Raw genomic sequence first — 24,178 nt, 5'->3', positions numbered from 1 at the left:
CTTTTCTAAAAAATTAATAAACTGAACGGTATCGCAATTAATAATGTGAGTGCGACACGAATAAACCAAATTACTACCAATTTCCAAATTGGAATTTTGATATCTGTTGCCAAAATACAAGGTACCAAAGCAGAGAAGAATATAATTGCTGAGATACTTGTAATAGCTGTAACAAACTTAACTTCTATCGCTGCTTTCACAACAAGTAATGATGGTAAGAACATTTCTATGATTGATATTGTAGAAGCTTTTGCTAATAATGCTTTATCATCGATTGGGAACAGATATATAAACGGATAGAATATATAACTTAACCAGTCAATAATAGGCGTAAAATTAGCTAACACTAATCCTAAAAATCCAATTGATAAGATTGAAGGTAATATTGCCATTGTCATTTCTATACCATCTTTTAAATTTGCCATGATGTTTTTAAATAATGTTAATGATTGATGTGATTGAAGCTTTGCTTCTCTGTAAGCTGCCTTAAAATAATTGCCTTTAACTTTAACTTCTTTTTGACCTTCTTGATTATTATAATAAGATTCTGACTCACCTGAAATTGGTGGTAAGTGTGCAGAAATTGCCGTTACAATAAAAGTAATAACCAATGTACTCCAGAAGAATAAATTCCACATACTCATTAAATCTAAAGTATTAGCTACGATAACCATAAATGTAGCCGATACAGTTGAAAATCCAGTTGCAATAATAACCGCTTCTTTTTTGTTATACATTCCGTCTTTATAAACTCTATTTGTAATGAGTAATCCTAAAGAATAACTTCCTACAAATGAAGCAACTGCATCGACGGCAGACTTACCAGGCGTCTTAAATATTGGTCTCATAATTGGTTGCATCAGCACACCGATAAATTCTAATAGTCCATAACCAACTAAGAATGATAAAGCAATTGCACCAACAGGTATAAGTACACTAAGTGGTAACATTAATTTATCAAAAAGAAACGGCCCATAATCCGGTTTAAAGAGTAATTGTGGTCCTACCTTAAAGACATACATACACCCAATTACTGCTCCCATAACTTTAAACAATACTAATATAAAGTCAGTTATAGATTTCTTAAAGTCCATACGTACAATTGGTAATATCGCACCTATTAAAATAATGATGAGTGCATAATAAGCCATAAAATCACCAAGTAAACTGCGTATACCTAGATGTATATGATCGACTAAAATCGTACTCTGTCCACCAATCTCCATCGGTATAAAGAACAACACAATTCCTAATAAGCTAAATACATAAAATCTCCACATATCCTTACCTTTGTTGTCTAATTTCTGATTATTCACCATAACACCCCTTTGTTTGTTCAATAATTATCTTAAATATTCACAAACTTTTTCTATATCATGATGGAATACTCTATCGTGTGTGATGGAAGGAACGACTGCTCTTAGTTCGTCGTATTTCGCTTTTGTCTTAGGTGATAATTTATCCACACCTTTGATTTCTACAGCTTGTAATGCAATGATGCACTCTATAGAAATCACTCTTCTTACATTCTGAATGATTTGATAAGCATGTCTTGCTCCAATAGTCCCCATAGAAACATGATCTTCTTGATTTGCTGAAGAAGGAATTGAATCTACACTTGCTGGGTGAGCTAATGTTTTATTTTCTGATACTAATGAAGCAGCTGCATATTGCATAATCATCGCGCCACTTTGTAATCCTGGTTCTGGACTTAAGAAGGCTGGTAGACCACCATTCAACTGAGGGTTTACAAGTCTCTCAAGTCTTCTTTCTGATACATTAGCTAACTCTGCAACACCAATTTTTAAGAAATCGACTGCAAATGCAATTGGTTGACCATGGAAGTTACCACCTGAAATAACAAGTGTTTCATCATCATTATCAAAGATAAGAGGATTGTCGTTTGCTGCATTCATTTCTAGTTCTAATTTTTCTTTTACGTAATTAAGTACTTGGAAGCTTGCCCCATGAATTTGTGGAATACATCTTAATGTATAAGCATCTTGGACGCGAACTTCACCTTGACGGGTTGTTAACTTAGATCCTTCCAACCAGTCTCTCATTCTTTCGGCTACTTCAACTTGTTCTTCAAAATTTCTCACAATATGCACATGTTCATCATAAGCATCTACAATACCGTTAAGTGCTTGATGTGTTAATGAAGAAATCCATTCAGCATTGTAAGCAATATTTTCTGCTTCTATATAAGCAATTACCCCTTGTGATGTCATTGCTTGTGTCCCATTAATAAGTGCTAATCCTTCTTTAGCTTGTAATGAATGAGGTTCTAGTCCGACTTCATGTAACACTTCTTTCGCATTACGCGTTACACCTTCGTATTGAACATCTCCTTCACCAATCAATGCCAATGCTAAGTGAGATAACGGTGCTAAATCTCCAGATGCACCTAGTGAACCTTGCTCTGGTATAACAGGTATAATTCTTCGATTGATAAATTCTACAAGTAATTCCACGAGTGATTCTGTAACACCAGAGTGTCCCTTTAACATTGTGTTTAGTCTTAAGACCATCATGACTAGTGACACATCGTTAGGAAATGCTTTACCAATACCACATGAATGTGAACGAATTAAGTTTACTTGTAAATCGTTATATTTTTCTTTTTCTATTAATACATCACTAAACAATCCAAATCCAGTTGTGATACCATAGATCGTTTCTTTATTTTTAATGATTCTTTCAACTGTTTCACGACTTTTTCTAACATTTACTAATGCTTCTTCTGAAATCGTAATTTGACCATTTTCTTTTAAAAATTCTTTAATATCTTGAATTGTTAAATCTTTACCATTTAGTACTAAAGCCATTTAAAACACTCCTTTTCAGGACACAAAAAAATACAACAAATAACCATTTGTTGCACCTTTCTTATAGCTAATGTCTAGTAGGTGTTTCTATGTCTATATATGATTTATACCTAATCCGATTGTTTCATGTTCTTTACCTTTGATAGGTGCACCAATTGTACCGTATAAGCTAACTGCTATCCATTCACCTTCTCCAACATCTTTATATGGATAACCACGTACAATAGCAAATCTTAAGCCAACTGTTCGCATGATTTCACCTATAGATAATTCACCTCTCGTTATACCATTAACTGCTTCTAAAATTGCATGATATAAAGCATGAGTTTCTCTATAATGACTTTCTGAAATAATACCTTCTCTTCTAGCCGCTGTTTCAACCGATGCAATAATTTTGTTCAACGACATTGTTCCAATTTTGCCTACTAAAAATTGCATTTCTTTACACTGGGGCATCAGCTGTTTAGCAGTCTGCTCATCTGTAATAGTTAATAATGTAGCGTACTTTCCAATCGATATCTGTTCAGTCATGTAGAAGCTCCTATCTCGTCTAATATCTAATGTCTATATTTACATTTAGTATACGCTTTCAAAATTTTTATGACAATAGTTTTTAATACATCCGTAATTCAGTGATTGATTAATATATTAGCTTGTTAAAGTGATTTCTTTGTAATGTTTTAGAAATTACACTGTTCAATTTCAACTTTAAGTGGCATAATAAGTCGTACAATTATTTGAAGGTGGGTTAATATGAAGACAATTTCATCTGTCACAATTCCAAAAAGAGAACAAGAGTCTCACAAAGGGGATTATGGTAGGATATTATTAATCGGTGGTAACGCTAATTTAGGTGGCGCAATTATGTTAGCTGCAAGAGCTTGTGTATTTAGTGGTAGTGGTCTTATCACAGTTTCCACACATTCATCAAACTTTGCTGCTTTACATTCACGTTGTCCTGAAGCAATGGTTTCAGATATAACTGATTTAAAAAAGCTATCTAAATTAATCGAACTATCGGACTGTATTTTAATTGGTCCAGGACTCGGTTTAGATTTTAAAGGGAATAATACATTAACATTTCTATTCCAAAATATTCAGCCACACCAAACTTTAATTATTGATGGAGATGCTATTACAATTTTGAGTAAATTAAAGCATACTTTACCAGAATGTGAAATTATCTTCACTCCTCATCAAAAAGAATGGGAAAGACTGAGCAATATTCCTATAGAAGAACAAACATATGAAAAAAATAAAGAAGCAGTCGAAGCTTTGAATGCGACTGTAGTATTAAAAAAGCATGGTACAGAGTTGTTCTTTAAAGACCATGAATATAAATTATCAATTGGTACCCCAGCTATGGCTACAGGTGGAATGGGAGATACATTAGCAGGCATGATCACAAGTTTCGTAGGACAATTTGATTTAGAAGAAGCGGTTATAAATGCGTGTTATATACACAGCTATATCGGTGAAAAATTAGCTAAAGACATGTATATCGTCCCACCATCCAAACTTATAGATGAAATCCCATATGCTATGAAATCATTTGAGTCTTAGAAACAGACCATAAATTCTATATTTAAATGCAAAAAGAGGCTGAGACAAGTTAATTGTCTCAGCCTTTTATCATTATTATATATTATTCTTCGTCGTTATCTTGTTCTTCGATATCTTCATTTACTCGTTCAATGAAGTCTTCTCTTAAATCTTCTTTACCTTCATTCTCTTCTTCAGTAACTTCTGTATCTACCGTTTCTTCTGATACACCTTCTACTGGAGTTTCTGCTATTTCTTCTTCGTCTGGTTCAACTTTTGCAACTGTTGCAACGTGTTGGTTATCGCCTAAACGGATTAATCTAACACCTTGAGCGCTTCGTCCGTTTTGAGAAATATCTGAGACATGAAGTCTTATGATTACGCCTGAGTTTGTAACGATCATCAAGTCTTCATCACCTGCAACTGTTGTGATACAAACGAGATCACCATTTTTCTCATTTAAGGTAGCAGTCTTAATACCTTTACCACCTCTATTTGAGATACGGTATTGGTCTGCTGATGTACGTTTACCATAACCATTTTCAGTTACGATCAGGATTTCATCTTGTTGTTCTTCATCTGTGATGTCTAGTCCTATTACTTCGTCACCTTCTCTTAATGAAATACCTCTTACACCCGCTGCTGTTCTACCTAATGGACGTAACTTAGTTTCATCAAATCTAATTAATGAAGCATGTTTAGTACCAATAATAATTTCTTTAGTACCGTCCGTCAGTCTAACCGCTATAAGTTCATCGCCTTCTTTAAAGTTGATTGCGATTTTACCATTTTTATTTATACGAGAGAAATTAGATAGTTTAGATCGTTTAACTGTACCATGTTTAGTAGCAAATACTAAGAAGTCTTCTTCACTTGATAAATCTTTGACTGCTATCATTGTACTAATCATTTCATCTTTATCTATTTCTAAAGCATTCACAATTGGTAACCCTTTAGACTGTCTAGACATCTCTGGAATTTCATAGCCTTTAAGTTTGTATACACGGCCTTTATTCGTAAAGAATAAGACATTATCGTGCGTACTTAATGTTACTAACTGACTAACAAAGTCGTCTTCTATAGTATTCATACCTTGTACACCACGACCACCTCTATTTTGAGAGCGATATGTAGAAACTGGTAATCGTTTAATATAGTTATTATGACTTAATGAAATAACAATTTGTTCTTCAGGAATTAAGTCTTCATCTTCTATTTGATCAAGACCGGCTGCAGTAATTTCAGTACGACGTTTGTCGCCATATTTATCTCTTATTTCAATAATCTCTTCTCTAATGATTTCAAGTAACTTTTCTTCATCTTTAAGAATCTCTATTAACTCTTCTATCAGTTTAAGTAACTCTTGATATTCATTTTCGATTTTGCCACGTTCTAATCCAGTTAATCGACGTAAACGCATATCTAATATCGCTTGTGCTTGTCTTTCTGATAAATTAAAGCGATTTTGTAATCCATCCATAGCTTCTGAATCACTTTGTGACTCACGAATTAATGCAATGATTTCATCGATATGGTCTAACGCAATTCTTAAACCTTCAAGAATATGTGCTCTATCTTGTGCTTTTTTAAGGTTATATTTAGTACGTCTTGTTACGACTTCTTTTTGATGTTCTAAATAGTGGAATAGTACTGGACGTAATCCTAATAATTTAGGCTTACCGTTTACTAAAGCAATCATATTTACACCAAATGAAGTTTGTAATGCCGTTTGTTTATATAAATTATTTAAAATAACATTCGCATTAGCATCTTTTCTTACTTCAATAACGATACGAACGCCGACTTTTAAGCTTGTTTCATCTCTTAAGTCTGTAATACCTTCGATTTTCTTATCACGTGCTAACTCAGCAATTTTTTCAATTAATCTTGCTTTGTTAACTTGGTAAGGAATTTCACTTACTACGATACGCTCTTTACCGTTCTTCATAACTTCTATTTCAGAACGAGCTCTCATTATGATGGAACCACGACCTGTTTCATAAGCACGTCTAATTCCGCTTCTTCCCATAATTAAACCAGAAGTTGGAAAATCAGGACCTTGAACGATATCCATTAACTCATTCGTTGTAATTTCTGGATTATGACTTAATGCCAATACTCCGTCAATGACCTCATTTAAGTTATGTGGTGGAATGTTTGTAGCCATACCAACAGCTATACCTGAAGTACCATTTACTAATAAGTTAGGAAATCTTGCAGGTAAGACTACTGGCTCTCTTTCATTACCATCATAGTTATCTTGAAAATCAATTGTATCTTTGTTTATATCTCTCAATAATTCGCCTGTAATTTTAGACATACGTGCTTCTGTATAACGCATTGCAGCAGCACCATCACCATCCATAGAACCAAAGTTACCTTGGCCATCTACTAATGGATATCTATAACTAAAGTCTTGTGCCATACGTACCATTGCTTCATAAATAGATGAGTCACCATGAGGGTGATACTTACCCATTACGTCACCAACAATACGTGCAGATTTTTTGTATGGTTTATCTGAAGTCATACCTTGATCATTCATACCATATAAAATACGTCTATGAACTGGTTTCAAACCGTCTCTAACATCTGGTAAAGCACGAGATACAATTACGCTCATTGCATAATCTAAAAATGATTCTTTCATTTCTTTACTGATGTTACGTTCACTAACTCTTGATTGTGGTATTTCAGCCATTAATCATATCCTCCTTAAATCGTAAATGATGCTTTATATATCTAACGTTGCGTATTCGGCATTTTCTTCAATAAATTGACGACGAAACTCAACAACATCTCCCATAAGCATTTCAAAAGTTTCGTCAGCTTCTATCGCATCAGTTAGTGTTACTTGAAGCATTGAACGATGTTCAGGATTCATTGTTGTATCCCACAATTGATCAGCATTCATCTCTCCAAGACCTTTATAACGTGCTATAGATAATTTTGGTGTTGAGCTAAGTTCTTCTTTTAATTTATCTAATTCTCTATCGTTAAATACGTAATATTTTTTCTTACCTTGTTCGACTTTATATAAAGGTGGTTGTGCAATATACACATATCCCGCTTCAATAAGTGGTCTCATAAATCTATAGAAGAATGTTAATAATAACGTTCTAATATGAGCACCATCAACGTCAGCATCTGTCATAATAACTAGTTTATGATATCTAGCTTTACTAATATCAAATTCTCCACCAATACCTGTACCAAGACCCGTAATCATTGCACGGATTTCATTGTTGCCTAGAATTCTATCTAGACGTGCTTTTTCAACATTCAAAATTTTACCACGTAAAGGTAAGATGGCTTGTGTTCTAGAGTCTCTACCTAATTTCGCAGACCCACCAGCAGAGTCACCCTCAACGATATATAATTCACATTCGTCAGGCTTCTTACTTGAACAGTCAGCAAGTTTACCCGGTAAACTTGAAACTTCTAAAGCTGATTTACGTCTCGTTACTTCTCTTGCTTTCTTAGCAGCAAGACGAGCTCTAGATGCCATAACACCTTTATCAACAATAATTCTTGCTACGTTTGGATTTTCTAATAAGAATCTTTCAAATAGTTCAGAGAAAAGTTTATCAACAATTTGACGTACTTCTGAATTACCTAATTTAGTCTTAGTTTGACCTTCGAACTGAGGATCACTATGTTTGATAGATACAACAGCTGTCATACCTTCACGCACATCTTCACCAGAAAGCTTTTCTTCGTTTTCTTTAAGAAGTTTGTTCTTCAGTCCGTAGCTATTAATCACACGTGTTAAAGCACGTTTAAATCCATCCTCATGTGTACCACCTTCATAAGTATGAATGTTATTGGCATACGTAAGTAATGTTGTAGCAAAACCACCGTTATATTGAATTGCAATTTCAACTTCTACATCTTCTTTTGAATCGTGAATATAAATTGGCTCATCATATAATACATCTTTAGATTTATTTAACATTTCAACGTAAGATTTAATACCACCTTCGTAATGGTAAGAATCTTCTTGAATATTCTCTTCGTCTCTTTCATCTTTCAATGAAATTTGAATACCTTTATTTAAAAATGCTAATTCACGTATACGCTTTTGTAATGTTTCATAGTCGTATTCAGTTGTTTCAGTGAAGATTTCACTGTCTGCTTTAAAACGAATAGTCGTACCTGTATGTTCTGTTTCGCCAATGACTTTTAAATCAAATGCTGGTACGCCTCTTTCGTATGCTTGATGATATATTTTATTATTAAGGTGAACGTAAACTTCTAGTTCAGAAGATAGTGCGTTTACGACAGATGAACCTACACCATGTAAACCACCAGATACTTTGTATCCGCCACCGCCAAATTTACCACCAGCATGTAGAACGGTTAATATAACTTCTACAGCAGGACGACCCATTTTCTCTTGAATATCTACAGGTATTCCTCTACCGTTATCCGTTACTTTAATCCAATTATCTTTTTCAATCACAAGTTCTACATGATCTGCATACCCAGCTAAAGCTTCGTCAATACTATTATCAACAATTTCCCAAACTAGATGATGTAAACCTCTTGCAGCTGTAGAACCAATATACATACCAGGGCGTTTACGGACTGCCTCTAAACCTTCTAATACTTGTATCTGATCTGCACCATAACTTGTACCGTTATTTTGTTCTGACACGTATTTCCACCTTCACTTTCATCTACTCAATAATGTTGCCTTTAGATACATTAAATACCTTGGCATCTTTCATAATCTCATGTTCAATTCCATCAACAGATGTTGTCGTAACAAAAGTTTGAACCTTTTCTTGAATTGTACTTAATAAATGGGTTTGTCGTTTATCATCAAGTTCACTCAACACATCATCTAATAATAAAATTGGATATTCTCCAACAACTTGATTAATTAACTCAATCTCTGCAAGCTTTATAGATAATGCTGTTGTACGTTGCTGTCCTTGTGAACCATAAATCTGTACATTCATATCATTAACATGAAAACTAATGTCGTCTCTATGTGGTCCAAACCTTGCACTTCCACGCTCAATCTCTTTATCCATAGATTCATTAAGCAACTCACAAAAAGCATTCTTTAAATCAGCTACATTGTGATGTGTTTCAGCAAGCTTAATGTTAGGTTCGTAATGAACCATTAAACTTTCCTTATCACTCGTTATACCTTGATGAATCACTTCTGCAATCTTTTCTAATTCACTAATAAAGTGTGCACGTTTCAAAGTCACATTTGCTGCCGCTTCTGAAAATTGATCGTTGAATACTTCTAACATTGTTCGATCTTTCATTCTCCCAATTTGTAACATTTTGAGGTAATGATTTTTTTGTTTAAGTAATCTCTGATAATTAGATAAATGATTTAAATAGACCGCAGACATCTGACCGAGTTCCATATCAATAAAACGTCGTCTGATTTGCGGGCTACCCTTTACAATATTTAAATCTTCTGGTGCGAACAATACCACATTTAAATGGCCAATATATTGCGTTAAACGACTCTGTTCTAGATGATTGACTTTCGCCTTTTTGCCTTTTTTCGTAATGATTAAAGAAATAGGCATCGATCCATGGCGATAACTTAGTTCACCTTCTATTTTACCATACTCTTCACCAAACTGTATGAGTTCTTTGTCATTTGAAGTCCTATGACTTTTAGCTAATGCCAAAGTATAAATAGATTCTAATAAATTCGTCTTACCTTGAGCGTTCTCACCGATCAAAATATTCACATTTGGATTAAATTGAAGTGTGCATTTATCATAATTTCTGTAATTAGTTAAAGTAAGCTTTTGTAGTATCATAATTTATTCACTTTGATGGTTAATACGAAATTTGCCCTCTGAAGGAATTTCAATTAAGTCACCATCATGTAATTTTTTTCCACGACGAATCTCACGTTCACCATTTATTAATACTTCTTCATCTTGGAGGAACCATTTAGCTTGACCACCCGTTCCAATGACGCCTTCATTTTTTAGGAATTGACCTAAAGTTATATCGTCTTCAACTGAGATATCTTGTACCACTATCTTCACTCCAATCTTAATTAGTCATCTCTATATTATACCTTTTTTTTACTAAAAAATCATGTTTTATGTACAATTCATTTTAAGATAAATAAATCTTCAAAAAATTTATATTCAAACTAAAAAAATATCCCGATCCGAAATTAAATTTTAACGGATTGGGATATTTTTGATAATAGAAATATGTCTGGACTTACGTCATTAAATTTCTTTATCTTTTTTAGAGAATATTAATAACAAGCTGATTGATAAGAATGCTATTCCTGCTAAAAACGGTATTGTTATGAATCCAAATATATTTATATATTCTGATGAACACGGAACACCTTGTGTACATGGTTTAATTTCAGCAAAGCCAGGTACTTTTTGTTCTAAGTAGTGCCATGTTGAGATTAATAGTCCAATTATTGAAAATGGAAGTGCTATTTTCTTAACGCTATAATCGTTTTGGAACGATCCGATTCCTAAAATAATGACTAAAGGATACATACATATTCTTTGATACCAACAAAGCGTACATGGTATAAATCCTTGTATTTCACTGAAATATAAACTACCTAACATAGCTAATAAAGCTATAACCCAGGAAATAAATAGTGCATATTGCTGCTTCAAATATATCACCTATTTTTATTTATTTTTCTTTTCGATTGCTTGATCGATTGCTTTAGATACTTTGTCATAATCCATTGGGTCTGACAACACTTTACCATCTATGACAACTGTAGGTGTGATATCTACATCATATTTATTTGTTAAGTCTGAATCATTTTTCATTTGTTTATACGATTCTGAATTTCTATCTTCTACTAGTTTCATGATTTGATCTTTTTTACTTTGATCAATATCTAAACCATCTACTGCTTTTTTAACTACCTTCAAATCTAACCATTCGTCATCAGTTTCAGCATTATGATCATCTGGTTGAGCTTCAAATAATGCTCTATGATAATCCCAATATGCATCTGGTGCTACTTTATACACAGCGTGTGCTGAAGCACCTCCTAATTCTGAACCTTCACCATGAAATGGTGCATTAACGAATCTATATTCAACTTTATCTTTATCGATATAGTCTTTTTCTATTTGATCCATGTAGTTTGTTTCGAATGCTTTACATGCTGGACATTTAAAGTCTCCAAATTCAATAATTTGAACTTTAGCTTTATCTTTTTTCTGTGTTGGATTATCTTTTGTATCTTTTGATAAATCTGTTGCTTTAACAGTTCTATCAAATAGACTTTCTTCTTTATTGTCACTGCCGCTTCCACCAAACACAACTAGTAATACAATACCTACTACCACTACAAGTATTGCTATCATCAGAAACATAATATTACTATTACTATTTTTATTCGCCATATTTACCCCTCAATCTCTTATGTTGATAATATAAATTTTATACTATCATACAAAGAAATTCTATATTATTCACTAAAAATTCATTAAGGTTTTGTGACAAATTGGCTTTTTATATGGTTTTTAAAGTTATTTAGTAATATTTAATGCATTCTTTAGATTTTTAATAATACCTTTTTCATACGTAAGTACACTGCCTCGATATGTTCTAGCTGCGAATAAAAGTAAAATAATGCAAGTAACGATTGAAATCACAATTCCTAAAATTAAGTGCCATTCAGGTGTGCTTTCAGAAGTTGTTCTTAGCAACATTACCATTGGCGATAGCATTGGAATGAAGCTCGTTATTTTAACAAGCATTGTATCAGGATTAGATATGCTGAATATTGCAATATAGAAAGCGCCTAATGATATAAATGTGACAGGCATCATAGATTGAGCAAGATCTTCTATACGGCTCGTTAATGCCCCTAGAATAGCCGCTAATGAAATATAGGATATCACCCCTAAAATTAAGAATATAGCTCCATATACGATGATTCTAGTTGTCTCAGGACCATATTCAACACCAGCTGACTCGAATAGACCTTTTAAATCAAATGCAAAGATACTAATTACGATTGCGAGAACAATAAAGAATATTTGAGTGAATGCGACAGATATAATAGCTAATATCTTAGCTGTAACGTGTACTGAAGGCTTCACACTCGTTACAATCATTTCAATTACGCGAGTAGTCTTCTCAGTCGCAATCTCTGAACCTATTTGGTTAGCATAATTTATAGTTATAAAGAATGATAAGAAGATGATGATATAAACAACAGCTGAATTTAACGCTTGAACTTTCGGGTTAACATCACTCGATTGTTTATCTTTGTCAGATTTAATTTCTTCTGTTTTTACATCACTAGGTGTATTCAATGTTTTTAAATCATCTTCTGATAAATTTAATTTTTGAGCTGTTAATGATGATTGCATTTGGCTAAGTGTTGATTGCAAAGTCATTTTTTCGCTTTCACTAACATTACCTTTTTCGTAAATCTTACCGTCTACTTTTTCACCTTTTACCTTAACTTCAATAAGACGTTTATACTTTTCATCTTTAACGCCCTTCTTACCTTTTTCAAGAGTTACTTTTTCGACTTTTTCTATATCATCATTTTGTTTATATTGTTTTTCCAGTACTTTATAAATCATATCGTTATCTGATTGAATCGCTACTGTTTTACTATCGTTGTCGAAGAAATCAATAATTTTATCGACATTACTTAATGCAAATACAAAAATCATAAAAATCGCTGTCATTATGATAAAAGATTTACTTTTCACTTTTTGCATATACGTTAAATTAAATGTTGTCCAAAATTTATTCATGTTTCTCACCCACCTTAGCAATAAATATATCGTTTAGTGATGGTTCAGCAACTTGGAATCGTTTAAGATATCCTAATTTAGTAACACTTTGATATATATTTTCTGCGTATGTTTCATCAGAAATTGTGATTTTAACGCCTTTTTTAGTCTCTTTGAAATCTTCGACACCTTCAAATTCTTTTAAAAATTCAAAATTATGAGCACCTTCAATGAAAATATCTTTCTTTCCGAAATCATCTTTAACTTTGTCTATAGAACCTGAGACAATCGCTTTCCCTTTACTCATAATGCAAATGTAATCACAAAGTTCTTCAACATGCTCCATTCTGTGAGAACTAAATATAATCGTTGTGCCTTGGTCTTTAAGATCTTTAACTGCCGACTTAAGTAATTCAACATTTACAGGATCTAGACCACTAAATGGTTCATCAAGAATTAGTAATTCTGGCTTATGAATAATAGCTGCGATTAATTGAACTTTTTGCTGATTACCTTTTGATAATGCTTCGATCTTTTTTTCTTTATTTTCAAATGCATCAAATCTTTTCAACCAATAATCTAGCTCTTTTTCGATGTCTTTTTTTCTCATACCTTTTAATTCTGCTAAATATTGCACTTGTTCCCAAACTTTAAGTTTCGGGTGTAGACCTCTTTCTTCAGGCAAATAACCAACTGTATTAGTCATTGAATAATCAATCGGTTTGTCATCAAAAGAAACGACACCAGTTGTTTTAGGTAATAAACCTAGAATCATACGGAAAGTAGTTGTTTTACCTGCACCATTTCCACCTAAAAATCCATACATTGTCCCTTTTGGAACTTCCAAATTAACATCATGTACAGCTACAAAGTCATTAAATTTTTTAGAAACATTTTTAATTAGTAATGTCATAACTTTTACTCCTTTTTGTTGGATTTTATTTCTGAAATGTCTATATTTTCATCATTTTCAAAAATAAATAATTCATCAATGGAAATTTCAAATACTTGAGAAAGCTTATGTGCTAATACTAATGTCGGATTAAATTTATAACGCTCAATAGAATTAATCGTTTGTCTCGACACATTGACCAATCGAGATAATTCACTTTGAGTCATTTTTCTACTCGTTCGATATTCATAAACTTTATTTTTCAATTCATCACTTCCTGTCAAGTTAACTTTACAATAAAATATTTAGTACTCTATGTCAAGTTTACTTGACAATTAACGACAAAAAAATAAGAAACTCACTAATTACAGCAAGTTTCTTAAAAAAATTATTAGTATGTTCTAATCGGTAAAATTAGTTGAATTAATGTTTCATCATCTTTTGGTTTAAGAATAAATGGTCTCATCGTTCCAAAAAATTCTACTTGTACTTCATCATTATCAATTGCTTTTAATGCATCCATCATATATTTAGAGTTGAACGAAATCTTTAACGATTCACCTTCAACGTTATCTGTAGACACATCTTCTTTTACAGTACCAATTTCTGGTGAAGTTGATGATAATTCTAATTTATCTACATCAGTTGATAATTTAATAACATTATTTCCACCTTCACGTGCTAATAATGATGCACGATCAATAGCGTGATAGAACTCACTATTATCCAAAGTTAATTTAGTTTCATAGTTTTCAGGGAATAATCTTGTCGTATCTGGATAATTGCCTTCAAGCAAACGTGAAATAAAGTTTATATGACCTACTTTGAATAAAACTTGGTTGCTTGCAAAGAATATATTGATATCTTCTTCAGAATCCGAAACTATTTTATTTAATTCAGATAAAGCTTTACCTGGAATAATAACATTTTTGTCTTCTATTTCTTCATCTTCAAGTTTTAATTTTCTTAATGCAAGTCTGTGTGAATCTGTTGCAGTACAGGTTAATTCATTGTTTTGTATCAACCAGTTTACACCTGTTAACACTGGGCGTGTTTCTGACGTGGACACTGCAAAGTTTGTTTGCGCGATTATATTTTTTAATACCTTGATTGGTAATTTGATTGCATCATCTTCGGATACTTGTGGTAATAAAGGATATTGATCTGGATCTAAACCACTAACGTTAAATTCTGAATGTCCTGAAGTGATAAGTGTTTTGAATTGATCGTTTGTTGATAGATTAACTGTTTTACCTGGTAATTTTTTAACGATATCTACAAAGAAACGTCCTGGAAGTACTACAGAACCTTTTTCTTCAATATCTACAATTTTTTCACCATCAATATTTTGATTTATTGTTATTTCTATCGATATCTCAGAGTCTGATCCTGTTAATATGATGCCTCTATCGGTAGCATCGATTTTTATACCTGTAAGTATTGGTAATGTTGTTCTTGGTGAAATTGCTTTTAATGTGTCATTCAATTGATTAAGAAAGTAATCTCGTTGAATAGTAAATTTCATAACTTATAAAACTCCTTCCAGTCGTTATATATTTAATTATATATCTTTTAAAATCATAGTAATAGTCATAGGGGCTGTGGATTGGTGGATAAGTGGTTTAAAAAGGTGATACAAAAGTTATTCACATGTTAATAAACTGTGTATGGCTGTGCACAACTTATCCACATTATCCACGGATTTGTTTTTCTAGTTGTTCTAAATCAGATTTGAGTTCTGGATTGTTTACTAAATCTTTTTTAATCTTTTCATGTGCATGAATTACTGTTGTATGATCTCGACCACCAAACTCTTCACCAATTTTTGGTAATGAGAAATCTGTAAGTTCGCGAGAAAGATACATCGCAATTTGTCTAGGATATGCAATAGATTTTGTACGTTTTTTGGCAGCAAAGTCTTCTATACGGATATTATACATTTTACCAACTATTTGCTGAATGTCTTGAATAGTAATTTTGGTTGATCTAGGTGTAGAAATAATATCTTTAAGTGCTTCTGCTACTAAATCAGTATTAATTGGTTTATTTCTAAGCTTAGAATAGGCTAACACTCTTGTTAAAGCACCTTCTAATTCACGAATATTAGATTGAATTGAATTTGCGATATAAGTCAGAGCTTCTACCGGTAAATCTAAGTTTTCTTCTTCAATTTTCTTTTGTAGAATAGCCATTCGTGTTTCAAAATCAGGCGGTGTAATATCTACAATTAAACCCCATTCAAAGCGTGTTCTTAAACGATCTTCTAAAGTAGGAATTTCTTTAGGTGGACGATCACTTGAGATAACAATTTGCTTTTTATTTTGGTGTAAATCATTAAATGTGTGGAAAAATTCTTCTTGAGTTTGTTCTTTCTTTTGAATGAATTGAATATCGTCTATTAGTAGAACATCTATATTACGATACTTGTCTCTAAAGCTTTCAGTATCATTTTTTCTAATAGACTTAATAAATTCATTTGTGAATTTTTCACTAGATGTATATAGTACATTTGCATTTGGATTCTGTTCAAGTACGTAGTGACCAATCGCATGCATTAAATGTGTCTTACCTAAACCAACACCACCATATATAAACAGTGGATTATAAGCATTGGCTGGTTCTTCAGCAACAGCTAATGAAGCAGCGTGTGGAAACTGGTTACCAGGTCCAATAACAAATGTATCAAACGTGTTGTTACTATTAAGTTGGCTGTTTATTACTTCTTCATGCTCTTCGATTTCTTTTGATTTTTTCGGTTGCACAGCGAAATCTTCACTTTGCAAATCTTCTTCTGAAATAAATTTAACTTGAACTTTGTCGCCAATGACATCATAGATGAAATTAATGACATGTTCATGATATTTATTGGTTAACCACTCAGCAACAAAAGGACTTTGTGCAACGATTATTGCACGATTACTATCTATTTGATGTAAGTAAGTGCCTTTGAACCAAGTATTATAACCAGCAGAAGCGATTTGATCTTCAGCAATGGATAACACTTGCTCCCAGATTTCTTCTTTTGAATTCATAAAAGTCCTCTTTCTAATTTAAATTTATTGAGTTATACACATAAAATAAGACTGTTGATAAAGAAAACCACAAGGTGTGAATAATTATCCACAACTTACACACAAACGGTGGATAACTCAACTTTATAATTCTCTTGTCCACAATCTTTACACTAATATTTTCATGTAGTAATCATAGTAGTATCAATACTTTGTATAACTTATCCACACAATTATACTTTTAAACAAAACAAGTTGTCAAATACATGTGAATATGTGCAGAAAGATAATATTATGCTGTGAATAAGAAAAAATAGTTATATGATTATCCACAAAATGTTTGTGATGCATTGTGAATAAGTGGATAACTCGATTTTTTGATTACGATAAATTTCTTCTTGATTTTTAAAAACTGTTTTGTTATAGTTTAGTAGTTATTGAAATTGTGACAAATCACATGTATGGTATAAATAATTTTGAAACTAATCTTCTGATCTGATATATATAAATGAATATCATACAAACAATTATCTAACTATAAATTAGATACTAACGAATAAATAATGGAGGTGCTCTTAAATGGTAAAACGTACGTATCAACCAAATAAGCGTAAACACAGTAAAGTACACGGTTTCCGTGCACGCATGAGTTCTAAAAACGGTCGTAAAGTATTAGCTCGCCGTCGTCGTAAAGGTAGAAAAGTATTATCAGCTTAAGATCACTGAAGAGCAGTGGTCTTTTTTTTGTTTTAATTGATGTAATTGTTTTGTATAATGAACAATAATTAAGTGATGTATTGTGGAGTGGATGTTTGTGGAAAAGGCTTATCGTATTAAGAGAAATAATGATTTTCAAAGAATTTATAAAAAAGGTAAGTCAGTTGCTAATAGACAGTTTGTTATTTATACAGCAGAAAATGATAATGAACATTTCAGATTAGGCATAAGTGTTTCAAAGAAATTAGGAAATGCTGTTACTAGAAATAGAATAAAAAGGTCTATTAGAGAATGTTTTAAGAATCATAAAGAAAATATTATTCCTAAAGACATCATTGTTATCGCTCGAAACCAAGCTGTTGATTTAGATGTACTTGAAACACAGAAGAGTTTAGAGCATGTATTGAAGATTGCTAAAGTTTTTAATAAACGTATTCCTTAAGTATTGAAATATTACTAGGAGGTTGCAGGATGCTTAAATCACGCTATGAAGGACAATCAGTAGAACAAGCACTACAACAAGGTTTAGAAGATTTGGATGTTCAAGAACAACAAGTAAGAATTGATGTTATTAAAGAAGGTAAAAAAGGTATTTTTGGATTTATGAAACAGGATGCACAAATTGAATTAACTGTAATTGATCCAGAACTTAAACAGTTTGAATCAATTGAAGCATTAAAAAATCGTCATCAACAACTTGAAGAGGTTGATGAATCATCAAATAATGTTCATACTCAGCAAGAAGAAACGGTTCAAGAGCGTAAAGATGATGTTCAAAATGATATTCAGTCAGAAGAAGATATACATGAACACAGTAATCAGAAAAAAGATTCATTAAATGAAGTAGCACAAGATACATTAGAATATGTACTTAAAATAGTAAGAGAAATGAATATTGATGTAGATGGTTCGTATGAAGTTAAATCTCATACAATTTATATTAATATGACTTCAAATAATGCTGCTTATATAATAGGTAAGCGTGGACAAATTTTAAATGCGCTTCAAATTGTAGGACAAAATTATATGCATCAATTTGTGAAAGGTTATTATACGCTTATATTAGATATAGAATCTTATAGAGAAAAGCGTAAAGAAACTTTAGAACAGTTGGCAATTAATATGGCTAAAAAGGCTATCCAGACAAAGAAACCCGTTAAATTAGAGCCGATGCCAAATTTCGAACGAAAAATAATGCATCAAGCAGTTAGTAAGATTGAAAATATCGAAACGTACTCTGAAGGAAGAGAACCACATCGATATTTAGTCATTAAGAATAAATGATAATAGTCGGAGTGAGTGATCTCGCTCCGCATTTTTTCGAACAATATATTCGAAAAATAGAACAAAACCATTTACAATCAATAGAATAGTTACTAATGGTGGAGGAGAAAAACATGGAATTAGATACAATTACAAGTATCTCAACGCCTATGGGTGAAGGTGCAATAGCAATAGTGCGATTAAGTGGCCCGGATGCCTTAAATATTGCTGATCGTATTTATAAAGGAAAGAAACAACTCAATGAAGTAGCATCGCATACAATAAATTATGGTCATATTATTGATCCTGATTCAGAAGAAGTTGTTGAAGAAGTAATGGTAGCCGTAATGAAAGCACCTAAGACTTTTACAAGAGAAGATATCGTTGAAATTAACTGTCATGGTGGTCTTGTAACTGTTAATCGTGTACTCGAATTAACTTTATCAAATGGTGCAAGAATGGCTGAACCAGGTGAATTCACAAAGAGAGCATTTTTACACGGACGTATTGATTTATCACAAGCAGAAGCGGTCATGGATTTCATAAGATCTAAGACGGAACGCGCATCGAAGGTAGCCTTAGGGCAGATGGAAGGGCGTCTAAGTAATCTAATTAAAGGTCTAAGACAATCTATTTTAGAAATCCTTGCACAAGTGGAAGTAAATATAGACTATCCAGAGTATGATGATGTCGAAGAAGCAACTGCGCAATTCCTTTTAAAGGAATCTAGGTATATTGAGAATGAAATTGATCAATTATTAAGAACTGGCCAACAAGGAAAAATCATGCGTGAAGGTCTATCTACAGTAATAGTAGGGAAGCCTAATGTAGGTAAAAGTTCGATGCTTAATAACTTAATTCAAGATAATAAAGCTATCGTGACTGAAGTTGCAGGAACTACACGTGATGTATTAGAAGAATATGTTAATGTTCGTGGTGTACCGCTAAGACTTGTAGACACAGCTGGTATTCGTGAAACTGAAGATATAGTAGAAAAAATCGGTGTCGAAAGATCTAGAAAAGCATTATCAGAAGCAGATTTAATTTTATTTGTACTTAATTACAATGAGGCATTAACAGAAAATGATTATCAATTATTTGATGTCATTAAAGATGAAGATGTTATTGTTATAATAAATAAAATGGACTTAGAACAAAACTTAGACATGGATCAATTAAAAGACATGATAGGTGACCATCCATTAGTACAAACGTCGATGATAGAACAACAAGGAATAGAAGAACTTGAACAAAAAATTTCAGAACTATTCTTTGGTGGACAAGTTCAGTCTCAAGATATGACATATGTTTCTAATTCTAGGCACATTGCACTTTTAAAAGATGCAAAAAATTCAATTAATGATGCAATTCAGTCAGCTGAAGACGGCGTACCTATAGATATCGTACAAATTGATTTAATTAAAACTTGGGAATTGCTAGGAGAAGTAATAGGTGAAGAGGCGAGTGATTCGCTAATCGATCAACTATTTAGTCAATTCTGTTTAGGAAAATAAAAAGGAGGAAAAATTTTGACACAAAAATATGACGTTATTGTTGTCGGAGCAGGGCATGCTGGGGTAGAAGCAGGATTAGCTTCAGCTAGACGTGGCGCAAAAACACTTATGCTTACAATCAATTTAGATAGTGTAGCATTTATGCCATGTAACCCATCAGTAGGTGGACCAGCTAAAGGTATAGTAGTGAGAGAAATCGATGCACTTGGTGGTCAAATGGCTAAGACAATTGATAGAACACATATTCAAATGCGTATGTTAAACACTGGTAAAGGTCCAGCTGTTAGAGCATTGCGTGCACAAGCTGATAAAGTGTTATATCAACAAGAAATGAAACGTGTGATAGAAGACGAACCTAACCTTGATATTATGCAAGGTATGGTAGAACGTTTAATTATAGAAGATAATAAAATTAAAGGCGTAGAAATGGTTATTGGATCAACTTATGAAGCTGATGCAGTTGTATTAACTACAGGTACGTTCTTACGTGGCGAAATCATTTTAGGAAATTTAAAATATTCAAGTGGTCCAAATCATCAAATGCCATCACTAAAATTAGCTGATCATTTGAAAGAATTAGGCTTTGAAATAGTTCGTTTCAAAACTGGAACACCACCACGTGTAAATGGAAATACTATAGATTACAGCAAGACTGAAATTCAACCAGGTGATGATGTCGGACGAGCATTTAGTTATGAAACGACAGAATATATTTTAGATCAATTACCTTGTTGGTTAACTTATACTAATGAACATACACATAAAGTTATTGATGATAATTTACATTTATCTGCAATGTACTCAGGTATGATTAAAGGAACTGGTCCAAGATATTGTCCTTCAATTGAAGACAAATTCGTAAGATTTAACGATAAACCAAGACATCAATTGTTCTTAGAACCAGAAGGACGCCAAACTCAAGAAGTTTATGTACAAGGCTTATCTACAAGCTTACCGGAAGACGTTCAACGTAAAATGTTAGAGACAATCCCAGGTCTTGAAAAAGCAGATATGATGCGTGCAGGATACGCAATTGAATATGATGCAATTGTTCCAACTCAATTATGGCCAACATTAGAAACGAAACTTGTAACTAATTTATTCACTGCAGGCCAAATTAATGGTACTTCAGGTTATGAAGAAGCGGCTGGTCAAGGATTAATGGCTGGTATTAATGCTGCAGGTAAAGTACAAGGTAAAGAGGATGTTGTTTTACGTCGTTCAGATGCATATATTGGTGTATTAATTGATGATTTAGTGACGAAAGGTACAAATGAGCCTTATCGTTTATTAACTTCACGTGCTGAACACCGTCTATTATTAAGACATGACAATGCAGATTTAAGACTAACGGATATTGGTTATGAATTAGGCATGATTTCTGAAGAACGTTATGCTAAATTTAACCAAAAACGTGATGCGATCAGCGGAGAACAAGACAGATTAAAAGGTATTCGTATTAAACCGAATGAACACACACAAAGTGTTATTGAAAGTCGTGGAGGCGCAGCACTTAAAGATGGTATTTTAGCATTAGATTTATTACGTAGACCAGAAATGGACTATGATGCTATTATGGAAATCTTAGAAGAAGAATCTCCAGTTAGTGCAGATGTTCAAGAACAAGTTGAAATTCAAACTAAATACGAAGGTTACATCCAAAAATCATTAGCACAAGTTGAAAAAATGAAACGTATGGAAGATAAAAAAATACCTGAAAATATAGATTATGATGCAATTAACAGTTTAGCTACTGAAGCACGTCAAAAACTTAAAGAAGTAAACCCATTAGATATTGCACAAGCTTCACGCATTTCAGGTGTTAATCCTGCAGACATTTCAATATTGCTTGTTTATATTGAACAAGGTAAAATTCAGAAGGTGAAATAGATGAACGAACAAACATTTATTAATTCATTAAAAGAATCAGGTATAGAAATTACAGATAAACAATTAAAGCAATTTGAAATTTATTTTGAAACGCTAGTAGAGTGGAATGAAAAAATTAATTTAACAGCAGTGACTGAAAAAGAAGAAGTCTATTTGAAGCACTTTTTTGATTCTGTTTCACCTAGCTTTTATATAGATTTCAATAAAATTGAGTCTGTATGTGATGTAGGTGCAGGAGCAGGATTTCCAAGCATTCCATTAAAAATAATTTATCCGCATTTGCAAATTACAATAGTAGATTCATTAAATAAACGAATTAAATTTTTAAATGAATTAGCAGCTGCCTTGGACTTAGACAAAGTAAACTTTGTTCATGATAGAGCTGAAACATTTGGAAAAAGTAGTTATCGTGAAAGTTTTGATCTTGTAACAGCTCGTGCAGTCGCAAGATTATCAGTACTAAGTGAACTTTGCATACCTTTAGTTAAAAAAGGTGGCCAATTTGTAGCTCTAAAAGGTGCACAAGGCAATGAAGAGTTAGAAGATGCACAATTTGCTATTTCTGTCCTAGGTGGTCAAGTGAATGAAGTATATGACTTCACTTTACCTTTAGAAGAAAGTATGAGACAAATTATTACGATAGATAAATTAAGACAAACACCTAAGAAATATCCAAGAAAACCAGGAACACCAAACAAAGAACCTATAACAAAATAATTCCTGGGAAATATGTATGAACGAAAGTAGGTATATTGAGATGAAAAAGCCTTTTTCTAAATTATTTGGACTTAAAGACAAAGAATTAGAACATATAGAAGAAGCTAGAGCTGAAGGTAATGTAGCGATAATTTCAACAGAAAGAATTGTGCCAAACCGTTACCAACCGAGAAAAGTATTTGATGAATCAAAAATTAAAGAATTGGCACAATCTATAAGAGAACATGGATTATTACAGCCTATTGTAGTTCGTCCAATTGAAGAAGGTATGTATGAAATCATTGCTGGAGAGCGAAGATTTCGTGCAATAAAACATAACGATTTACCTGAGACTGAAGTAATCATTAAACCGTTAAACGATAAAGAAACAGCAGCAGTTGCATTAATTGAAAATATTCAACGAGAAAATTTATCAGCTATTGAAGAAGCGGAAGCATATAAAAAATTGCTTGATCTAGAAGGTATAACACAACAAGATTTAGCCGCAAGCATGGGAAAAAGTCAATCATTCATAGCGAATAAATTAAGATTGCTTAAATTATCAGAACCAATCATAATTTCATTACAAAAAGGTGAAATAACTGAAAGACATGCAAGAGCAATGTTAGGTTTAGATGACGATGGTCAACAAGATGTCTTAACAGCAATTCAATCACAAAATTTAAACGTAAAACAAACAGAAGATCGTGTTAAAAAAATACGAGGATCTGAAAAAGTAAAAGCTAAACAATTTCAATTCGAACAAGATATTACAGAAGCACTTGATACACTCGGACAAAGCATTAAAAATGTTGAAAAAGAAGGTATTAAAGTAAAACGAATCGATGAAGAACATAAAGACTTCTACGAAATTACGATTAAAGTGTATAAAAGAAAATAATGAAAGAGGGAGTGGGACAGAAATCTAATTTTAAAAAAAGATTTCGTTGTCCCACCCCGGCAAGGATGACTAGAATTGAAGAAGCTTGATATAAGCGCACTTTCAATCCAGTCATCTACTGCCAATACAATGATAAGAGGTTGAGACAAATTAATTGTCTCAACCTCTTTTTTATTTTAAAAGTAATTTGTG

22 protein-coding genes are annotated in these 24,178 nt (G+C 32.6%); 8 read left to right on the top strand and 14 right to left on the bottom strand.

Annotation, left to right across the window (positions count from 1 at the left end; genetic code table 11):
* Nucleotides 1-5: 5 nt before the first annotated feature.
* The 3 genes from B2G86_RS05840 to hutP form a co-directional block, all read right to left on the bottom strand.
* On the bottom strand, nucleotides 6-1,319 hold the full coding sequence (locus tag B2G86_RS05840; protein ID WP_078357198.1) for a YjiH family protein: 1,314 nt from the start codon (nucleotides 1,317-1,319) through the stop codon (nucleotides 6-8).
* Nucleotides 1,320-1,343: 24 nt separating this feature from the next.
* The gene (gene hutH / locus B2G86_RS05835; RefSeq protein WP_078357197.1) at nucleotides 1,344-2,828 is read right to left on the bottom strand and encodes a histidine ammonia-lyase; all 1,485 of its coding nucleotides are present in this window, start codon (nucleotides 2,826-2,828) and stop codon (nucleotides 1,344-1,346) included.
* A 93-nt stretch (nucleotides 2,829-2,921) separates the two neighbouring features.
* Entirely contained in the window at nucleotides 2,922-3,359 is a 438-nt protein-coding gene (hutP, locus tag B2G86_RS05830; protein WP_078357196.1) for a hut operon transcriptional regulator HutP, read from the bottom strand.
* Between the two features lie 222 nt (nucleotides 3,360-3,581).
* Between hutP and B2G86_RS05825 the strand changes: the two genes are divergently transcribed.
* Entirely contained in the window at nucleotides 3,582-4,391 is an 810-nt protein-coding gene (locus B2G86_RS05825) for an NAD(P)H-hydrate dehydratase (RefSeq protein WP_078357195.1), read from the top strand.
* An 82-nt stretch (nucleotides 4,392-4,473) separates the two neighbouring features.
* Here B2G86_RS05825 and gyrA read toward each other — a convergent pair whose 3' ends face one another.
* The 11 genes from gyrA to dnaA all read right to left on the bottom strand — a co-directional run bounded on the left by gyrA (nucleotide 4,474) and on the right by dnaA (nucleotide 17,026).
* Nucleotides 4,474-7,071, bottom strand: coding sequence for a DNA gyrase subunit A (gyrA, locus tag B2G86_RS05820; RefSeq protein WP_078357194.1), 2,598 nt, complete (start codon nucleotides 7,069-7,071; stop codon nucleotides 4,474-4,476).
* A gap of 33 nt (nucleotides 7,072-7,104) precedes the next feature.
* A complete protein-coding gene (gyrB, locus tag B2G86_RS05815) occupies nucleotides 7,105-9,027 on the bottom strand; it encodes a DNA topoisomerase (ATP-hydrolyzing) subunit B (protein WP_078357193.1) in 1,923 nt (640 codons plus the stop codon).
* A gap of 22 nt (nucleotides 9,028-9,049) precedes the next feature.
* The gene (gene recF / locus B2G86_RS05810) at nucleotides 9,050-10,165 is read right to left on the bottom strand and encodes a DNA replication/repair protein RecF (RefSeq protein WP_078357192.1); all 1,116 of its coding nucleotides are present in this window, start codon (nucleotides 10,163-10,165) and stop codon (nucleotides 9,050-9,052) included.
* A 3-nt stretch (nucleotides 10,166-10,168) separates the two neighbouring features.
* Nucleotides 10,169-10,399, bottom strand: a complete 231-nt coding sequence (gene yaaA, locus B2G86_RS05805; RefSeq protein ID WP_239701244.1) for a S4 domain-containing protein YaaA — start codon at nucleotides 10,397-10,399, stop codon at nucleotides 10,169-10,171.
* A 192-nt stretch (nucleotides 10,400-10,591) separates the two neighbouring features.
* Nucleotides 10,592-11,005, bottom strand: coding sequence for a disulfide oxidoreductase (locus B2G86_RS05800; protein ID WP_078357190.1), 414 nt, complete (start codon nucleotides 11,003-11,005; stop codon nucleotides 10,592-10,594).
* Nucleotides 11,006-11,020: 15 nt separating this feature from the next.
* Complete coding sequence (locus B2G86_RS05795) at nucleotides 11,021-11,752, bottom strand: DsbA family protein (protein ID WP_078357189.1); 732 nt, start codon at nucleotides 11,750-11,752, stop codon at nucleotides 11,021-11,023.
* Nucleotides 11,753-11,878: 126 nt separating this feature from the next.
* On the bottom strand, nucleotides 11,879-13,123 hold the full coding sequence (locus tag B2G86_RS05790; RefSeq protein ID WP_078357188.1) for an ABC transporter permease: 1,245 nt from the start codon (nucleotides 13,121-13,123) through the stop codon (nucleotides 11,879-11,881).
* On the bottom strand, nucleotides 13,116-14,015 hold the full coding sequence (locus B2G86_RS05785; RefSeq protein ID WP_078357187.1) for an ABC transporter ATP-binding protein: 900 nt from the start codon (nucleotides 14,013-14,015) through the stop codon (nucleotides 13,116-13,118). The genes B2G86_RS05790 and B2G86_RS05785 overlap by 8 nt, the downstream gene beginning before the upstream one ends.
* A gap of 5 nt (nucleotides 14,016-14,020) precedes the next feature.
* Complete coding sequence (locus tag B2G86_RS05780; RefSeq protein ID WP_078357186.1) at nucleotides 14,021-14,260, bottom strand: helix-turn-helix transcriptional regulator; 240 nt, start codon at nucleotides 14,258-14,260, stop codon at nucleotides 14,021-14,023.
* A 125-nt stretch (nucleotides 14,261-14,385) separates the two neighbouring features.
* Nucleotides 14,386-15,519 carry a DNA polymerase III subunit beta gene (gene dnaN, locus B2G86_RS05775; protein WP_078357185.1) on the bottom strand — a complete coding sequence of 378 codons (1,134 nt, stop codon included), beginning with the start codon at nucleotides 15,517-15,519 and terminating at the stop codon, nucleotides 14,386-14,388.
* A 166-nt stretch (nucleotides 15,520-15,685) separates the two neighbouring features.
* Nucleotides 15,686-17,026 (bottom strand): chromosomal replication initiator protein DnaA, encoded by a 1,341-nt coding sequence (gene dnaA / locus B2G86_RS05770; RefSeq protein ID WP_078357184.1) that lies wholly within the window; start codon nucleotides 17,024-17,026, stop codon nucleotides 15,686-15,688.
* A gap of 558 nt (nucleotides 17,027-17,584) precedes the next feature.
* Here dnaA and rpmH point away from each other — a divergent pair.
* From rpmH to noc, 7 genes are all read left to right on the top strand, one after another.
* Complete coding sequence (gene rpmH / locus B2G86_RS05765; protein WP_016999186.1) at nucleotides 17,585-17,722, top strand: 50S ribosomal protein L34; 138 nt, start codon at nucleotides 17,585-17,587, stop codon at nucleotides 17,720-17,722.
* 97 nt (nucleotides 17,723-17,819) lie between these two features.
* A complete protein-coding gene (rnpA, locus tag B2G86_RS05760) occupies nucleotides 17,820-18,164 on the top strand; it encodes a ribonuclease P protein component (protein WP_078357183.1) in 345 nt (114 codons plus the stop codon).
* Nucleotides 18,165-18,193: 29 nt separating this feature from the next.
* Complete coding sequence (gene jag, locus B2G86_RS05755; protein WP_078357182.1) at nucleotides 18,194-19,006, top strand: RNA-binding cell elongation regulator Jag/EloR; 813 nt, start codon at nucleotides 18,194-18,196, stop codon at nucleotides 19,004-19,006.
* A gap of 113 nt (nucleotides 19,007-19,119) precedes the next feature.
* Nucleotides 19,120-20,499, top strand: coding sequence for a tRNA uridine-5-carboxymethylaminomethyl(34) synthesis GTPase MnmE (mnmE, locus tag B2G86_RS05750; RefSeq protein ID WP_078357181.1), 1,380 nt, complete (start codon nucleotides 19,120-19,122; stop codon nucleotides 20,497-20,499).
* A 15-nt stretch (nucleotides 20,500-20,514) separates the two neighbouring features.
* Complete coding sequence (mnmG, locus tag B2G86_RS05745) at nucleotides 20,515-22,389, top strand: tRNA uridine-5-carboxymethylaminomethyl(34) synthesis enzyme MnmG (protein ID WP_078357180.1); 1,875 nt, start codon at nucleotides 20,515-20,517, stop codon at nucleotides 22,387-22,389.
* Nucleotides 22,390-23,106 (top strand): 16S rRNA (guanine(527)-N(7))-methyltransferase RsmG, encoded by a 717-nt coding sequence (rsmG, locus tag B2G86_RS05740; RefSeq protein WP_078357179.1) that lies wholly within the window; start codon nucleotides 22,390-22,392, stop codon nucleotides 23,104-23,106.
* A 40-nt stretch (nucleotides 23,107-23,146) separates the two neighbouring features.
* Nucleotides 23,147-23,986 (top strand): nucleoid occlusion protein, encoded by an 840-nt coding sequence (gene noc, locus B2G86_RS05735; RefSeq protein ID WP_078357178.1) that lies wholly within the window; start codon nucleotides 23,147-23,149, stop codon nucleotides 23,984-23,986.
* Nucleotides 23,987-24,178 lie beyond the last annotated feature (192 nt).

This window comes from Mammaliicoccus fleurettii (assembly GCF_002018435.1).
Lineage (GTDB): Bacteria > Bacillota > Bacilli > Staphylococcales > Staphylococcaceae > Mammaliicoccus > Mammaliicoccus fleurettii.
Note: the sequence above shows the minus strand (reverse complement) of the source record. Positions and strands in the feature narration are given on the sequence as shown.

Excerpts from the sequence above, each read along its gene's own strand:
- gyrA (WP_078357194.1), bottom strand. The coding sequence starts at position 7,071 with ATGGCTGAAATACCACAATCAAGAGTTAGTGAACGTAACATCAGTAAA.
- recF (WP_078357192.1), bottom strand. The coding sequence starts at position 10,165 with ATGATACTACAAAAGCTTACTTTAACTAATTACAGAAATTATGATAAA.
- B2G86_RS05790 (WP_078357188.1), bottom strand. The coding sequence starts at position 13,123 with ATGAATAAATTTTGGACAACATTTAATTTAACGTATATGCAAAAAGTG.
- B2G86_RS05795 (WP_078357189.1), bottom strand. The coding sequence starts at position 11,752 with ATGGCGAATAAAAATAGTAATAGTAATATTATGTTTCTGATGATAGCA.
- rpmH (WP_016999186.1), top strand. The coding sequence starts at position 17,585 with ATGGTAAAACGTACGTATCAACCAAATAAGCGTAAACACAGTAAAGTA.
- B2G86_RS05840 (WP_078357198.1), bottom strand. The coding sequence starts at position 1,319 with ATGGTGAATAATCAGAAATTAGACAACAAAGGTAAGGATATGTGGAGA.
- rsmG (WP_078357179.1), top strand. The coding sequence starts at position 22,390 with ATGAACGAACAAACATTTATTAATTCATTAAAAGAATCAGGTATAGAA.
- jag (WP_078357182.1), top strand. The coding sequence starts at position 18,194 with ATGCTTAAATCACGCTATGAAGGACAATCAGTAGAACAAGCACTACAA.
- hutH (WP_078357197.1), bottom strand. The coding sequence starts at position 2,828 with ATGGCTTTAGTACTAAATGGTAAAGATTTAACAATTCAAGATATTAAA.
- noc (WP_078357178.1), top strand. The coding sequence starts at position 23,147 with ATGAAAAAGCCTTTTTCTAAATTATTTGGACTTAAAGACAAAGAATTA.
- B2G86_RS05785 (WP_078357187.1), bottom strand. The coding sequence starts at position 14,015 with ATGACATTACTAATTAAAAATGTTTCTAAAAAATTTAATGACTTTGTA.
- dnaN (WP_078357185.1), bottom strand. The coding sequence starts at position 15,519 with ATGAAATTTACTATTCAACGAGATTACTTTCTTAATCAATTGAATGAC.
- mnmE (WP_078357181.1), top strand. The coding sequence starts at position 19,120 with ATGGAATTAGATACAATTACAAGTATCTCAACGCCTATGGGTGAAGGT.
- hutP (WP_078357196.1), bottom strand. The coding sequence starts at position 3,359 with ATGACTGAACAGATATCGATTGGAAAGTACGCTACATTATTAACTATT.
- B2G86_RS05825 (WP_078357195.1), top strand. The coding sequence starts at position 3,582 with ATGAAGACAATTTCATCTGTCACAATTCCAAAAAGAGAACAAGAGTCT.
- dnaA (WP_078357184.1), bottom strand. The coding sequence starts at position 17,026 with ATGAATTCAAAAGAAGAAATCTGGGAGCAAGTGTTATCCATTGCTGAA.